General features: G+C 61.1%; 14 protein-coding genes. 6 read left to right on the forward strand and 8 right to left on the reverse strand.

Features of this window, described 5'->3' with window-relative positions; genetic code table 11:
• Positions 1–12 precede the first annotated feature (12 nt).
• Positions 13–636, forward strand: a complete 624-nt coding sequence (locus ACR0KM_RS07275; RefSeq protein ID WP_480860731.1) for an RNA-binding protein — start codon at positions 13–15, stop codon at positions 634–636.
• Between the two features lie 8 nt (positions 637–644).
• Complete coding sequence (gene infB, locus ACR0KM_RS07280) at positions 645–3,119, forward strand: translation initiation factor IF-2 (protein WP_480823299.1); 2,475 nt, start codon at positions 645–647, stop codon at positions 3,117–3,119.
• A 63-nt stretch (positions 3,120–3,182) separates the two neighbouring features.
• Here infB and ACR0KM_RS07285 read toward each other — a convergent pair whose 3' ends face one another.
• The 6 genes from ACR0KM_RS07285 to ACR0KM_RS07310 all read right to left on the reverse strand — a co-directional run bounded on the left by ACR0KM_RS07285 (position 3,183) and on the right by ACR0KM_RS07310 (position 8,810).
• Entirely contained in the window at positions 3,183–4,013 is an 831-nt protein-coding gene (locus tag ACR0KM_RS07285) for an alpha/beta hydrolase (protein ID WP_480860732.1), read from the reverse strand.
• The gene (locus tag ACR0KM_RS07290; RefSeq protein WP_480860735.1) at positions 4,013–4,891 is read right to left on the reverse strand and encodes a tryptophan 2,3-dioxygenase; all 879 of its coding nucleotides are present in this window, start codon (positions 4,889–4,891) and stop codon (positions 4,013–4,015) included. The genes ACR0KM_RS07285 and ACR0KM_RS07290 overlap by 1 nt, the downstream gene beginning before the upstream one ends.
• Before the next feature lie 63 nt (positions 4,892–4,954).
• Entirely contained in the window at positions 4,955–5,983 is a 1,029-nt protein-coding gene (gene tdh, locus ACR0KM_RS07295; RefSeq protein WP_480860772.1) for an L-threonine 3-dehydrogenase, read from the reverse strand.
• A gap of 19 nt (positions 5,984–6,002) precedes the next feature.
• Complete coding sequence (locus tag ACR0KM_RS07300) at positions 6,003–6,953, reverse strand: PLP-dependent cysteine synthase family protein (RefSeq protein WP_480860737.1); 951 nt, start codon at positions 6,951–6,953, stop codon at positions 6,003–6,005.
• Positions 6,950–8,137, reverse strand: a complete 1,188-nt coding sequence (locus ACR0KM_RS07305; RefSeq protein WP_480860739.1) for a glycine C-acetyltransferase — start codon at positions 8,135–8,137, stop codon at positions 6,950–6,952. Before ACR0KM_RS07305 ends, ACR0KM_RS07300 begins: the two co-directional genes overlap by 4 nt.
• Positions 8,138–8,246: 109 nt before the next feature.
• Entirely contained in the window at positions 8,247–8,810 is a 564-nt protein-coding gene (locus ACR0KM_RS07310) for a helix-turn-helix domain-containing protein (protein ID WP_480860741.1), read from the reverse strand.
• A gap of 112 nt (positions 8,811–8,922) precedes the next feature.
• On the opposite strand from ACR0KM_RS07310, the gene ACR0KM_RS07315 reads away from it, so the two are divergent.
• A complete protein-coding gene (locus ACR0KM_RS07315; protein ID WP_480860742.1) occupies positions 8,923–10,098 on the forward strand; it encodes an acetyl-CoA C-acyltransferase family protein in 1,176 nt (391 codons plus the stop codon).
• 98 nt (positions 10,099–10,196) lie between these two features.
• On the opposite strand, the gene ubiB is transcribed toward ACR0KM_RS07315, so the two are convergent.
• Complete coding sequence (gene ubiB, locus ACR0KM_RS07320; RefSeq protein WP_480860744.1) at positions 10,197–11,726, reverse strand: 2-polyprenylphenol 6-hydroxylase; 1,530 nt, start codon at positions 11,724–11,726, stop codon at positions 10,197–10,199.
• Positions 11,727–12,479 (reverse strand): bifunctional demethylmenaquinone methyltransferase/2-methoxy-6-polyprenyl-1,4-benzoquinol methylase UbiE, encoded by a 753-nt coding sequence (ubiE, locus tag ACR0KM_RS07325; protein ID WP_480860746.1) that lies wholly within the window; start codon positions 12,477–12,479, stop codon positions 11,727–11,729.
• An 86-nt stretch (positions 12,480–12,565) separates the two neighbouring features.
• Here ubiE and mutM point away from each other — a divergent pair, with 86 nt between their 5' ends.
• The 3 genes from mutM to rpsT all read left to right on the forward strand — a co-directional run bounded on the left by mutM (position 12,566) and on the right by rpsT (position 14,752).
• Entirely contained in the window at positions 12,566–13,417 is an 852-nt protein-coding gene (mutM, locus tag ACR0KM_RS07330; protein ID WP_480860748.1) for a bifunctional DNA-formamidopyrimidine glycosylase/DNA-(apurinic or apyrimidinic site) lyase, read from the forward strand.
• A 66-nt stretch (positions 13,418–13,483) separates the two neighbouring features.
• On the forward strand, positions 13,484–14,260 hold the full coding sequence (locus ACR0KM_RS07335; RefSeq protein WP_480823317.1) for an enoyl-CoA hydratase: 777 nt from the start codon (positions 13,484–13,486) through the stop codon (positions 14,258–14,260).
• 228 nt (positions 14,261–14,488) lie between these two features.
• Positions 14,489–14,752, forward strand: coding sequence for a 30S ribosomal protein S20 (rpsT, locus tag ACR0KM_RS07340; protein ID WP_142638226.1), 264 nt, complete (start codon positions 14,489–14,491; stop codon positions 14,750–14,752).
• Positions 14,753–14,998 lie beyond the last annotated feature (246 nt).

Below are 14,998 nucleotides of genomic sequence, written 5' to 3' on the forward strand. Positions count from 1 at the left end.
CGGGTGGCGCACATGGGTCGCGGTGGCGTCCATAAGGATCGGTCGGAAGGCCCCGAGCGCAAGTGCATCGCCACGGGCGAGGTTCAGCCCAAATACGGGCTGATCCGCTTTGTGACGGGGCCGGATGGTCAGGTCTATCCGGATGTCGCGGCGAAACTGCCGGGGCGCGGGGTTTATGTGGCGGCGGATCGCGCCGCGCTGGATAAGGCCGTCGGCAAGAAACTGTTCTCGCGCGGGTTCAAGGCGCAGGTCAGCGCGTCGAAGGACCTGACGGATGAGGTCGAAAAACAGATCGCGCGCCGTGTGGTTGAATTGCTCAGCCTGGCGCGCAAGTCCGGTGACGCGGTTGCCGGGTATGAAAAGGTCAAGACGTGGTTGGACCGGGAAGAGGCAAGCGTGCTGATTCAGGCCAGCGATGGGTCGGGGCGCGGTAAGTCGAAACTTAGCACGCCGCACTTCGGCAAATACATCGGCTGGTTGACCGCGGACGAGCTTGGGGCGGCATTTGGGCGCCAAACGGTGATTCATGCGGCCTTGGCCTCTGGCGGACTCGCCAAACGTGTTGTAGAGGAAGCGCAGCGCCTGCGTGGCTTGCGCGAAAAGGATGACGGCGGCAAGAGCCGCGCGGAAGGGTAAGAAGCTTTATGAGCGATAGTGACGGCAAAAAGACATTGGGTCTTCGTGGCGGGGCACGCCCCGGAAATGTGAAACAGAGTTTCAGCCACGGACGCACCAAGAATGTCGTGGTGGAAACCAAGCGCAAACGCGTGGTGGTCCCCAAGCCGGGTGCCGGAAAGCCGAGCGGCGGTGCAACGCCTTCGGGTGATCCGTCGCGCCGTCCTGCCGGGATTTCCGACGCCGAGATGAACCGCCGCCTGAAGGCGCTGCAGGCCGCCAAGGCCCGTGAGGCCGAAGAGGCCGCCGCCCGCGAGGCTGAAGAAAAGGCGCGTGAAGAAGAACGCGCCCGCCGCCGGGCCGAGCAAGAGGCCAAAGAGCGCGAGCAGCGCGAGGCTGAAGAAAAGGCCCGCGCCAAGGCCGAGGAAGAAGAGCGCAAGCGCGTTGAGGCAGAAGAAGCTGCCAAACGTGCTGCTGCGGCCCCTGCGCCAGAAGAGCCCAAAGCCGCACGCGCGCCGGCCAATAAGCCGGCCCCCGCAGCGACTCCGCGCAAGCAGGATCGCGAGCGTGAGCAGCGTGGCCGCGGCAAAGGTCGCGACGACAACCGCCGCTCGGGCAAGCTGACACTGGGTCAGGCCACCGGCGGCGAAGGCAACCGCCAACGCTCGATGGCTGCGATGAAGCGCAAGCAGGAGCGTGCGCGTCAGAAAGCCATGGGCGGCACGGTCGAGCGGGAAAAGGTGATCCGCGACGTGCAGCTGCCCGAGGCGATCATGGTCTCGGAACTGGCCAACCGTATGGCCGAGCGTGTCGCTGACGTTGTCAAATCGCTGATGCAGATGGGGATGATGGTCACGCAGAACCAGACCATCGACGCTGATACCGCCGAGCTGATCATCGAAGAATTTGGCCACAAGGTCACCCGCGTCTCTGATTCGGACGTGGAAGACGTCATCAAAGAGGTCGAGGACAAGGACGAGGACCTTCAGCCGCGTCCGCCGGTCATCACCATCATGGGCCACGTTGACCACGGTAAAACCTCGCTGCTGGATGCAATCCGCGACGCGCGCGTTGTGGCAGGTGAGGCCGGGGGCATCACCCAGCATATCGGCGCCTATCAGGTGAAAACCGATGGCGGCACCACGCTGACCTTCCTGGATACCCCGGGCCACGCGGCCTTTACTTCGATGCGTTCGCGCGGTGCTCAGGTCACGGATATCGTGGTTCTGGTGGTTGCGGCTGACGACGCGGTGATGCCGCAGACGATCGAGGCGATCAACCACGCCAAGGCGGCCGGGGTGCCGATGATCGTGGCGATCAACAAGGTTGATAAGCCTGATGCGAATCCGGACAAGGTCCGCACCGATCTGCTGCAGCACGAAGTCATTGTCGAGAAAATGTCGGGTGAGGTTCAGGACGTCGAAGTGTCCGCCATCACCGGTCAGGGTCTGGACGAACTGCTGGAAGCCATCGCGCTGCAGGCCGAGATTCTGGAACTGAAAGCCAACCCCGACCGCGCCGCCCAAGGTGCCGTGATCGAGGCACAGCTGGATGTGGGCCGCGGCCCCGTTGCCACCGTTCTGGTTCAGAACGGTACTCTGCGTCAGGGCGATATCTTCGTTGTGGGTGAGCAATACGGTAAGGTCCGTGCGTTGATCAACGACAAGGGCGACCGCGTGAAGGAAGCTGGCCCCTCGGTTCCGGTAGAGGTTCTGGGTCTCAACGGCACGCCCGAGGCGGGCGACGTTCTGAACGTGACCGAGACCGAAGCGCAGGCGCGTGAGATCGCTGCCTATCGTGAGCAAGCCGCCAAGGACAAACGCGCCGCCGCCGGTGCCGCGACTACCCTTGAGCAGCTGATGCAGAAGGCCAAGGAAGACGAAAACGTCACCGAGTTGCCGATTCTGATGAAAGCGGATGTGCAGGGTTCGGCCGAAGCCATCGTTCAGGCGATGGAGAAGATCGGCAACGACGAGGTGCGCGTGCGGGTGTTGCATTCGGGTGTTGGTGCGATCACTGAAACGGATGTGGGACTGGCCGAAGCCTCTGGCGCGCCGATTTTTGGCTTCAACGTCCGTGCCAACGCATCGGCGCGGAACACCGCGAACCAGAAGGGTGTCGAGATCCGCTATTACTCGGTGATCTATGACCTCGTGGATGACGTGAAAGCCGCCGCATCCGGCCTGCTAAGCGCCGAGATCCGCGAGAAGTTCATCGGTTACGCCGAGATCCGCGAAGTCTTCAAGGTCACCGGCGTCGGCAAGGTTGCTGGCTGTCTGGTCACCGAAGGCGTTGCCCGCCGCTCCGCAGGCGTCCGTCTGCTGCGCGACAACGTGGTGATCCACGAAGGCACGCTGAAAACGCTCAAACGCTTCAAGGACGAAGTGAACGAGGTTCAGTCGGGTCAGGAATGCGGTATGGCGTTCGAGAACTACGACGATATCCGCGCGGGCGACGTGATCGAGATTTTCGAGCGCGAAGAAGTCACCCGGACGCTCGACTAAGCTCTGGTAAAATCGAACATAGAAACAGCGGCTTATCGGGCCGCTGTTTTCATTTGATGGGGTCTATTCGCTGCGCGACGACAGAAACGTGCCCGAGGGCATGATGATGTCGAAATGATGCTTGCCCCGCTGCAGATCGAAGCTGACCGAATGCCCGGCCTTGCGCAGCAACTCCGCATAGTCGCGGCTTTGACGGATGAACTCGGGCGTGTCGCGTTCGGCCACCGTCACCCGGTAACGTGGCCCCGGCGCGGGCAGGTTCAGGCAGGGCGAAAGGTCGTGAATTTCGACCTTCGTCAGTTGTAAGGGATCATTCACTGGGGTCAGGCTGATCGGCTCAAGATCATACACCCCGCTGATCAGGATCACATTGCGTACCCGCAGCGCGGCCTGTGCCAGCGCGTTCGATGAGGTCGCCATCACCATCGCCGCCAGATGCGCCCCGGCGCTGTGGCCCGAAAGCGTGACATGCGACGGATCAAACCCCAACGTTTCGGCCTGCGATGCCAGCCACAGCAGGGCATTGCGGCATTCTTCGACCATCTGCCCCAACCGGGCATCGGGCGCGAGCGTATAGTTCAGCGTGGCAAAAGCCTGCCCGTTCTCGTGCAGCACCGGGGCCATCAGCGCCGAGTCGCGCTGGCTGAGCGCCTGCCAATAGCCGCCATGAATGAACACATGCAGCGGGGCCTTGGCACCGGCGGCAGGAAAATAGTCCAGCACCTGTGTCGGGCTGTCCCCATAGGCGAGGTTTTCCTGCACCTCCAGATCGGCTCGCGCCTGCGCGCTAAGGGCCGCATAGCTGGCCAGATAAGGCGTCAGATCGCCGCCGACCATCGAACTGGGCGCATATTCCTGCTCCAGTTCGCCTTGTGAAAATCCGCGATACAGCATCAGTCCCCCGCATACATCAGTTCGGTGCGCATGTCGTAAAGGTCGTGGAAGAACCGCAACTCCAGCGCCTTGCGCAGAAAGGCCACACCGCTGGAGCCGCCGGTGCCGGGCTGCATCCCGATCACCCGTTCCACGGCGGTGGCATGGTCGAACCGCCAGCGCTGGAACAGCGATTCCACATCCATCAGTTTTTCGGCCAGCGCGTAGAGGTCCCAGTATTTGTCAGTGTTACGGAACACCTCGGTCCAGATTTTCACGATGCGCGGGTCGCCGGAATAGGGCTGCGCATAGTCGCGCTCGATCAGGTCCTGCGGCACGTCGAACCCCTGACGGGCCAGCATGTGCAGCACCTCGTCATACAGCGAGGGTTTGGTGAGCGCGGCGTTCAGCATCTCCATCACTTCCGCGTCGTGTTCGTGGACCTTCAGGGTCGAGACATCTTTGTTGCCCAGAATAAACTCGATCTGACGGTAGCCATAGCTTTGAAAGCCCGAGGAATTGCCCAATGCTTGCCGAAAGGTCATGTAATCGGCGGGGGTCATGGTCAGCAGCGTCTCCCACGCTGCAATCAACTGCCGTTGGATCGCCTTGACCCGGTCAAGGTTCTTCATCGCCGGGCCGAAGTCGTCCTGTTGCAGGAAGCGGCGGACCTCGACCAGTTGGTGATGCATCAGTTTCAGCCACAGCTCACTGACCTGATGGATTATGATGAACAGCATCTCATCGGGTTCAGCGGGGTCTTGAAAGGTCTTTTGCAGGTTCAAAAGTGTCTTGAGCTGCAGGAAGTCGCCATAGCTTTTGCGGTGGGTTTCCGCGAAATCCGTGACCAGCGTGTCTTCGATCCCGCGTTCCAGAAAGCGGTCGTCCTTGTCGCTCATGAGGTCCCTCTCAGGTGGTGTGCTGCCCCTGTTTAGGACCTCATTTTGCAACTTTCCAGAGCGTCAGGTCCAATCCAGAACGACTTTGCCCGAGAGGCCCGATTTCATCGCGGCGAAGCCTTCGGCAAAGTCATCGACCCCGAACCGGTGCGTGATGACGCGGCTGACATCCAGACCATTCTGCAGCATGGCGATCATCTTGTACCAGGTCTCGAACATCTCGCGGCCGTAGACGCCCTTGATGGTGATGGCCTTGAACACGATGCGCGACCAGTCGACCGGGGATTTGCCCGGCGGAATGCCCAGCAGCGCGATCTTGCCGCCCATCACCAACGCCTCGACCATCTGGTCCAGCGCGGCCTGCGAGCCCGACATCTCAAGCCCCACGTCAAAGCCCTGCGACATGCCAAGCTGGGATATGACGTCCTGCAGGTCCTCGGTGGTGACATCCACGGTGCGCACCGTGGGCACCACATGGGTGGCCAGTTTCAGACGGTCGGCGTTGATGTCGGTGATGACCACATGCCGCGCGCCTGCGTGGCGGGCGACGGCGGCAGCCATGATGCCGATGGGGCCAGCACCGGTGATCAGCACGTCCTCGCCCAGCAGATCAAAGCTGAGCGCGGTATGTACGGCATTGCCCAGCGGGTCGAGGATTGCGCCGATTTCATCGGGGACATCATCCGGCAGGGGGACGACGTTGAAGGCGGGCAGTTTCAGGTATTGCGCAAAAGCCCCATGTTCGTTGACGCCGATACCACGCGTGCCGGGATCCAGATGGAACTTGCCGGCTCGGCTTTGGCGGCTGTCGGGTGTGATCAGGTGCCCTTCGCCTGAACAGCGCTGGCCAATTTCCAGACCGGTTACATTGCGCCCGACCTCGACAATCTCACCGGCGAACTCGTGGCCCGTGATCATTGGCACCGGAACCGTATGGGCCGCCCATTCGTCCCAGTTCCAGATATGTATATCGGTACCGCAGATGCCCGTCTTGTTGATGCGAATCAGAACCTCATCCGGGCCGATTTCCGGGACAGGTGCCTGCACCATCCACAGGCCCTCTTCGGGTTTCGTCTTTTCGAGCGCTTTCATGGTATTGGGTCGCATCGGATCACTCCCACAAATTGGTGGACAGGTATTTGAGACCGCTGTCACACATCACAATCGCCACGCAGCCGCCTTTTTCCGGACCACGCAACAGCTCAATCGCGCCAGCAAGGTTCGCGCCCGCCGAGTAGCCGGCGAAAATGCCTTCGGTCCGGGCCAGCAGGCGCGCGCCATCCCGCGCGGCGTCGCCCGAGACCGACAGATGCCCGGCCAGTGAGATGCCGATAAGATGGACCAGATCGCTCATCGCGTAGCCACCACCTTGAATTGGGTGATCCGGGGTGCTGATGGCTTCGCCCGCGATGGCCCGCGCGCCTTCGGGTTCCACCGCATAGCAGCGCACTCCGAGCGGTGTCAGATAGGCTGCGGCCCCGGCCAAGGTGCCGCCGGAGCCTGCAAAATCGCAAAAGGCCGTGACGGTGCCGCCGGATTGTTCCCAGATTTCGGGGCCGGTACCGGTGGTATGGGCTTTGGGATTGCCGGAATGGCCGAACTGATCAGCCCGAAAGGCCTTGCGCTCGGCGGTGATACGTTTCGCGGCTTCGTCCACCAACGCCAGATCCGCGCCCGAAACCTCGCCGGGTTTGCTGCCCTCGGCTTGCGGGACAATGACAACCTCCGCGCCCAGCGCGCGCATCATCCGCGCACGTTCGATCGAGTTTCCGGCGCTCATCACGGCGACGAACGGATGGCCAAGAATACCGCAGACGATTGCCAGACCGGTGCCCATGTTGCCCGAAGTCAGCTCGACGACTGTCTGGCCCGGCGACAATGTGCCGTCGGCGCGCGCCAGCTCGACTATGGACTTTGCTGCCCGATCCTTTTTCGAGAATCCAGGCAGCAGGTAATCCAGTTTGGCCAGAATGCGCCCGTCCAGGTCCAGTCGCTGACAAATGCGCGATAGGTCAACAAGCGGCGTGTTTCCAATTGCATCGATAGCAGAGGGCAGAATCACGAAATCACCCCGAGTTCTTTACCGACCTTGCCAAAGGCCACCAGCGCGCGGTCCAGTTCATCACGGGTCAGGGCCGCGTTCATCTGCGTTCTTATCCGCGCCTGACCGCGCGGAACGACGGGGAAGAAAAAGCCTGAGACGTAGACGCCCTCGTCGAACAGTTTGGCGGCCATGTCTTGTGCCAGTTGCGCCTCGCCCAGCATCACCGGGATGATCGGGTGTTCTCCGGGCAGCAGGTCAAAGCCCAGCTTTTCCAGCCCCGCGCGCCAGTATTTGGCGTTGCCAAACAGCTGTGCGCGCAGCATGTCGCCCTGTTCGACCAGACGGATCGCTTCCAGTCCGGCGGCGACGATGGACGGCGGCAGCGAATTTGAGAACAGATAGGGCCGCGCCCGCTGCCGCAGCAGGTCGATCACTGGCTGCGGCCCGGCGATATAACCGCCGATTGCCCCCCCAAGTGCCTTGCCCAAGGTTCCCGTCAGAATGTCCACGTCGACGCCGAAATGGTCCGGCGTGCCCGCACCACGCGGACCCATGAAGCCGGTGGCGTGGCAGTCATCCACCATGACGATGGCGTCGTATTTGTCGGCCAGTTCACGGATCTTTGGCAGGTTGGCCAGATAGCCATCCATCGAAAACACGCCGTCGGTGGCGATCATGATGTGCCGTGCCCCGTCCTCGCGCGCCTGTTTCAGCCAAGCCTCGAGGTCGTTCATGTCGTTGTTCAGATAGCGGTAGCGCTTGGCCTTGCATAGCCGCACCCCATCGATGATCGAGGCGTGGTTCAGACTGTCCGAGATGATGGCGTCTTCGGGTCCCAGCAGAGGCTCGAACAATCCACCATTGGCGTCAAAACAGGCGGCGAACAGGATCGAGTCGTCCTTGTTCAGGAACTGCGCCAGCTTCTGCTCCAACTCGCGGTGAATATCCTGCGTCCCGCAAATGAACCGGACCGAGGCCATGCCGAACCCTTTGGGCTCCATCGCGGCCTTGGCGGCGTCGATCAGCGCGGGGTGATCGGCCAGATCCAGATAATTGTTGGCGCACAGGTTGATGACCTGTTTGTCGCCCACCGTGATCTCGCCGCCCTGAGGCGAGGTGATCATGCGTTCGCGTTTATACAAACCTTCCGATTCGATCTGCGCGAGCGTGTCAGAAATTTGGGACAGGAATGCATCTGCCATGGCGACCTCCGTTCATCTGAGTCGCGTGTCTAACATAGCGGATGAAATTCCCAAATAGGAGAAATACAAGATGAAGGAAAAAAATCCGTGAAGGCGGAAGTTCGCCGGATCAGGCGTTCTTGACGATCAGGAAGACCCGGGCTGGTTCATCAGCAGAGATGGAATGCACGATATCGGCGGCATAGCGCGCGGTGTCCCCCTGTTGCAGGTTGCTGACGGCTGTCCCCGAGGTGACGCGGACGGCGCCATGCAACACGGTCAGTTGCTCGCGCGCGCCTCGTGCGTGGGGTTGGCTGTTCAGGCTTCCACCTGCTTGAAGTCTGATGTCATAGACCTCGTGCCCGCCTGCTTCTTCGGGGGGTGAAAGGATACGGATCCGGCATTTTTCGCCCATGTTGTCGATGCTGGGCACTTCCGATTTCCGCAGGGTCTCGATTTGATCGGTGGTCGTGTTGTCTTCGAGAAGACCGGCAAAATCGACCTGCAAAGCACGGGTGAGATTCCAAAGCGTCGAGATGGTTGGGCTGCTTTCGCCACGCTCGATCTGGCTGACCATGGAACGGGATACCCCGCTGAGATTCGCCACGGCCTCCAAGGACAGCCCTTTGGCCCGGCGTGCCTCTTTCAGGCGCGAAGGCAGGCGGTTCAGGATATCGTCTGTATCTTCCGTCATGACGGAATCCATGCGTGTTGCGCTACGTAATGTCAATTCCGCACGTGACAGAGAGTCTAATATGAAGATCATGCCGCAAGCGCATAATGGGCATGAATTTGGAGGAGAGAACATGACTGACGTAGTGATTTTGGATGGTGCGCGCACGGCCATAGGCACTTTTGGCGGCGCTTTGGCCTCAACCGCGCCGATTGATTTGGCGACAGTTGCCACAGAAGCGGCGCTGGAGCGTTCGGGTGTGGAAGGTGCTCAGGTAGGTCATGTGGTTTTTGGCCATGTCATCAACACCGAACCCCGCGACATGTACCTGTCCCGCGTGGCTGCAATACAGGCGGGGATTCCTAATGGTACGCCAGCGATGAACGTGAATCGGCTTTGCGGTTCCGGGGCGCAGGCGATTGTGTCGGCTGTGCAGTCGTTGATGTTGGGTGACGCTGATTTTGCCGTCGCGGGCGGCGCCGAGAGCATGTCGCGCAGCCCCTATATCGTTCCGCAGGCGCGTTGGGGGGCGAAGATGGGTGACATCACCTCGCTGGACATGATGCTGGGTGCGCTGAACTGCCCTTTCGGAACCGGGCATATGGGTGTGACCGCAGAAAACGTGGCCGACGAACACCAGATCACGCGTGAACAGATGGACGACTTTGCCGTGACCAGCCAGGGCCGTGCTGCGGCCGCGATCGAGGCCGGACATTTTGAAACTCAGATCGCGCCGGTTCAGGTGAAGGTCAAGCGGGACATGGTGGACTTCAAGGTCGATGAGCATCCCAAGGCGACCACAGCCGAGGTTCTGGCTGGGCTGCGACCGGTGTTCAAGAAAGAAGGCCGTGTGACGGCGGGGAATGCCTCGGGCATCAATGACGGTGCGGCTGCGATGGTGCTTGCAACGGCAGATGCGGCCGAGAAAGCCGGTCTGAAACCGAAGGCGCGGGTTCTGGGGTACGCGCATGCCGGTGTCCGGCCCGAGGTCATGGGGATCGGTCCTGTCCCGGCAGTGCAGAACCTGCTGGCCAAAACCGGATTGTCAGTGAACGATTTTGACGTGATCGAAAGCAACGAGGCTTTTGCGGCGCAGGCGCTTGCTGTGAACAAAGAGCTGGGTCTGGATGCGTCCAAGGTCAATCCCAATGGCGGAGCAATCGCCCTGGGTCATCCGGTGGGTGCGACCGGCGCGATCATCACGCTGAAGGCCTTGTACGAACTTGAGCGCACGGGCGGATCGAAAGGTCTGATTACCATGTGCATTGGCGGCGGTCAGGGGATTGCGATCGCTATAGAACAGCTCTGATTTCGAGCCTGGGTAGGGGGGCTGTCTGCCCCCCATCGCGCCTGAGGCGCGATTCCCCCCGAGGATATTTGTAGCCAGATGAAGCGGGCGGCTTGGTGTCAGCCGAGCGCCATAACCAGAAGCGTTAGAGCAACTCCTGCAGCTGCACCCACGGCCGCCGGAATAAGGTGTGCGCTGACGCTGTGGGCTTTTGGGTCGTCCTTTTGCGTTTGGGCGATCAGGGCGTCTTCGACCAGCGCTGGCAGGCGTGGACCGAAGCGGGCCAGCACGAGGGCTGTTTTCCCGAAATCGCGCAACGCGGCACGAGGGCCGATGGATTTCTTGATGTAGTCCTCGACCACCGGGCGGGCGACTTCCCAGATGTTCATATGCGGGTCAAGCGACCGGGCGACGCCTTCGACCACCACCATGGTGCGTTGCAGTAGGATCAGCTCGGTGCGTGTTTCCATGCCGAAACGCTCGGTGACTTCGAACAAGTAGTTCAGCAGGCGGCCCATGGAGATATGTGAGGCGTCCATGCCGAAGATGGGTTCCCCGACTGCGCGCAGGGCGCGGGCGAATTCATCGACGTCTTGATTGGCTGGGACGTAACCGGCCTCGAAATGCACCTCGGCCACGCGTTTATAGTCGCGGCGGATGAAGCCAAAGAGGATCTCGGCATAGACCCGGCGGGTGTATTCGTCGATATGGCCCATGATGCCGTAGTCATAGGCGATGATATCGCTGTTGGCGGCAACCTTGAGGTTGCCCTGATGCATGTCGGCGTGGAAATAGCCATCGCGCAGGGCGTGTAGCAGGAACAAGCGCAACACACGTTCCGCGAGATCGCGGCGGTTGTGGCCTGCGGCGTCCAGCGCGTCATTGTCGCCGAGTGGGATGCCGTCCGCCCAGCTGAGGGTCATCACCCGGCGCGCGGACAGGGACCATACCACGGGGGGCAGCCAGAAACCTGCGTCGTCCTTGGTGTTCGCGGCGTATTCCGAGGCGGCGGCGCTTTCTAGGCGCAGGTCAAGCTCGCCGCGCACTACGCCGTCGAAATGTTCGATCACCTCCATCGGCCTAAGGCGGCGCGCACCGGGGGCGCAGAGCGCGACGATGCGGGCGGCGAAATAGAAGGCGTCGACGTCCTTGCGGAAGGCACGTTCGATGCCGGGACGCAGGACTTTGACGGCAACATCCTCGCCAGTGCTGGTCAGTTTGGCCTTGTGAACCTGCGCGATCGAGGCGGCGGCGATGGGTTCGCTGAAATCGCTGAAGATTTCCGAGACGGGTTGGCCCAGTTCGCGTTCGACCTCGGCCATGGCTTCGGCTTTGGAGAAGGGGGGCAGTTTGTCCTGCAGCACACGCAATTGCGCGGCCAACTCATCGCCGACCACATCGGGGCGGGTCGAGAGCACCTGCCCGAACTTGATATAGGCCGGGCCCAATGCCGTCAGCGCGCGGGTTGCGGGCGGCATCTCGGGGTCGCCCTTGTAGCCCAGCCATTGGAAGGGCTTGCCGAGGGTATGCGCCACGATGCGCAGGGCGCGTGGGGCCTCGAACGCATCCAGCACCACGTTCATGGCGCCGGTGCGCTCCAAAGTGGCGCCTGTGCGGATCAGGCGGATGATGTTGTGAGGGCCGCGCATCTAGATCTTCCAGCCGGAATGCAGCGCGGCGATGCCCATGCTCAGGTTGCGGTATTTGGCGTTCTCGAATCCGGCGGTGCGGATCATGTTCAGGAAGGTCTCCTGATCCGGGAATTTGCGGATCGATTCCACCAGATACTGGTAGCTGTCGTAATCATTGGCGATCAGCTTGCCCATGCGGGGGATGACGTTGAAGCTGTAGAGATCATAGAGCTTTTGCAACCCGTCATTGGGCAATTGGCTGAACTCAAGCACCATCAGGCGACCGCCGGGTTTCAGCACTCGGTAGGCCTCGTTCAGCGCCTCCTGCGGGCGGGTGACGTTCCGGATGCCGAACGAGATGGTGTAGACGTCGAACGTGTTGTCCTCGAACGGCAAGGACATCGCATCACCGACCACCCAGTTCAGGCTGTCGGCCATCTGGTCGGCCTCGGCGCGCTGGCGGCCTTCGACCAGCATCGGCTCGGTCAGGTCCAGAACGGTGGCATGGCCGTGGCCTGCGCGTTTGAGGAATCGGAAGGAGATGTCTCCGGTCCCCCCTGCCACGTCCAGCAGGCGCTGACCGGGTCGCGGGGCGAGCCAGTCCATCATCGCGTCTTTCCAGACCCGGTGGATGCCCATCGACATGACATCGTTCATCACGTCGTATTTCGAGGCGACCGAGTTGAACACGCCCTGCACGCGACCGGCCTTTTCAGCCTCGCGCACGGTTTCGAACCCGAAATGAGTGGTCTTGTCACTGTTGTCGGACATTTGCCTTGCCGTTCGTCGAATTTCGCCTCTGTTATAGGGCCATGAGAGGCGGGCACAATGCGGCCCTTTGGAATAGGAGCCATCTAATGCCCGAATTGCCCGAGGTCGAGACAGTAAGACGCGGCCTGTCCCCTGCGATGGAGGGGGTGGTGATCGAACGGGCAAACGTGAACCGGCCCGATCTGCGCTGGCCGTTCCCCAAGCGGATGGCCGAGCGGCTGACCGGGCAGACGGTTCAGCGCCTGCGGCGGCGGTCAAAATACATCTTGGCCGATCTCAGCAGCGGAGAGACCCTGTTGATCCATCTGGGCATGTCGGGGCGGATGACGGTGTCCGGAGACCCATTGGGGCAGTTCGTGCATGACCATCCGGCGGTGCAAAAGCACGACCATGTGGTGTTTCATATGGCCAACGGCGCACGGATTACCTTCAATGATCCGCGCCGGTTTGGTGCGATGGATCTGCTGCCGACGGCATCGGCGGAGCAGCACAAGCTGCTCTCGGTTCTGGGACCCGAGCCCTTGGGCAATGACTTCCACGAACAGCACCTGATTGAAGCGTTCAAAGGCAAGAACACCCCGGTCAAATCGGCGCTTCTGGATCAGGGAATCGTTGCGGGATTGGGCAATATCTACGTCTGCGAGGCGCTTTTTCGCGGCAAGGTGTCGCCACGTCGCAAGGCCGGACAGATTTCTGCACCGCGTGTCGCGGCGCTGGTGCCGATCATCAGACAGGTGCTGCAGGATGCCATCGAGGCCGGAGGATCGTCGCTGCGGGATTTCCGTCAAGCCGATGGAGAACTTGGATATTTTCAGCACAGCTTCGACGTCTACGGGCGCGAAGGCGAGCCCTGCCGGACCGAAGGATGCGGCGCGTCGATCAAGAGAATCACCCAGTCCGGTCGCTCATCCTTCTACTGTGCGCAATGCCAAAGATAGCTTGATCCAGCTTTTGCGCGTGATAATGAATCGTATCTGAACGGAACAACCGGAAGCTTACACCTCATGGCTTTTGAGACGATCATCGTCGAAATCGAAGACCACGTCGCCCTTATCAAACTCGACCGCCCCGACGCGATGAACGCGCTCAACACCCAGTTGCTGGAAGAGTTGGGTGCCGCGCTGGAGGATGCGGACAGCAACGACAAGGTGCGCTGCATCGTCATCACCGGCTCGGACAAGGCTTTTGCCGCCGGCGCGGATATCAAAGAGATGTCCGAGATGAGCTTTGTCGACGTCTTCAACGTAAACCTTTTCGCCGAAGCTAACGATCGCATCTCGGGCATCCGAAAGCCGATCATCGCTGCGGTGGCAGGCTATGCGCTGGGCGGTGGCTGTGAGCTGGCGATGTTGTGCGACTTCATCATCGCGGCGGACACCGCCAAGTTTGGTCAGCCCGAAATCAATCTGGGTGTCATTGCCGGTCTGGGCGGTACGCAGCGCCTGACGCGCTTTGTTGGCAAATCCAAAGCGATGGACATGAACCTGACCGGCCGGTTCATGGACGCTGAAGAGGCCGAGCGCGCAGGGCTTGTCAGCCGTGTGGTCCCCGCCAAGAAGCTGGTGGAAGAGGCTGTGAGCGCAGCACAGAAGATTGCCGAGAAGTCGCAATTGACGGCAATCGCCGCCAAAGAAGCGGTGAACCGTAGCTATGAGATGCCGCTGAGCGAAGGGATGCTGTTTGAACGGCGCGTGTTCCATTCGATGTTTGCCACTGAGGACCAGAAAGAGGGCATGGCAGCATTTCTGGAAAAACGGGCCGCTCAGTTCCGCGACAAGTAAGCTGCTCTAAACAGGGGCGATCTGGCGGGCTTTTGCCCGCCTTTCTCATGCCTGCGCCGCGCGCTCAAGAATCCGCTTGGCAAAGTCGGGCAACTTGGATAGTAAGCGCCGCTATACATGCGCGTGCGGCCCGCCTGGCCCGACTCACACTCGTGATTTCTGATCCGGTGCGGATATGTCCGTGGCGCGCAACCCTAGATAACCGTACCGAACAAAGGTCAAAGTCACATGGCAAATTCGCCCCAGGCAAAGAAACGCGCCCGTCAGAACGAAAAGCGTTTCGCCGTAAACAAAGCGCGCCGTTCGCGCATCCGCACCTATCTGCGTAAAGTCGAAGAAGCGATCGCATCCGGCGACAAGGATGCGGCCACCGCAGCCCTGCGCGCAGCCCAGCCCGAGCTGATGCGCGGCGTCACCAAAGGCGTCTTCCACAAGAACACCGCATCGCGCAAGATGTCCCGCCTGTCGGCCCGCGTCAAAGCGCTGGGCTGATTCTGTGGGAAAGCGCGTCAAGCGTTGATCTGTAAAAAAGGCGTCGCCAAGTGCGGCGCCTTTTTCATTGTTGCGCGAAAGCCGCGTCTTCACGAAGCCGAGAGATTCTTTCGCCAAGAACGCCGAGTCAATATCAGAGTTTCGTTGCCCGGCAGGGCGGCCTGTTGTTACCACTGTATCAGCGATTCACTCGCTTGGGGGGACAGGCTGTTCCAGCGATCTGACTGACGGGCATCAGAACGATCA

The organism is Ruegeria sp. G10 (assembly GCF_056533645.1).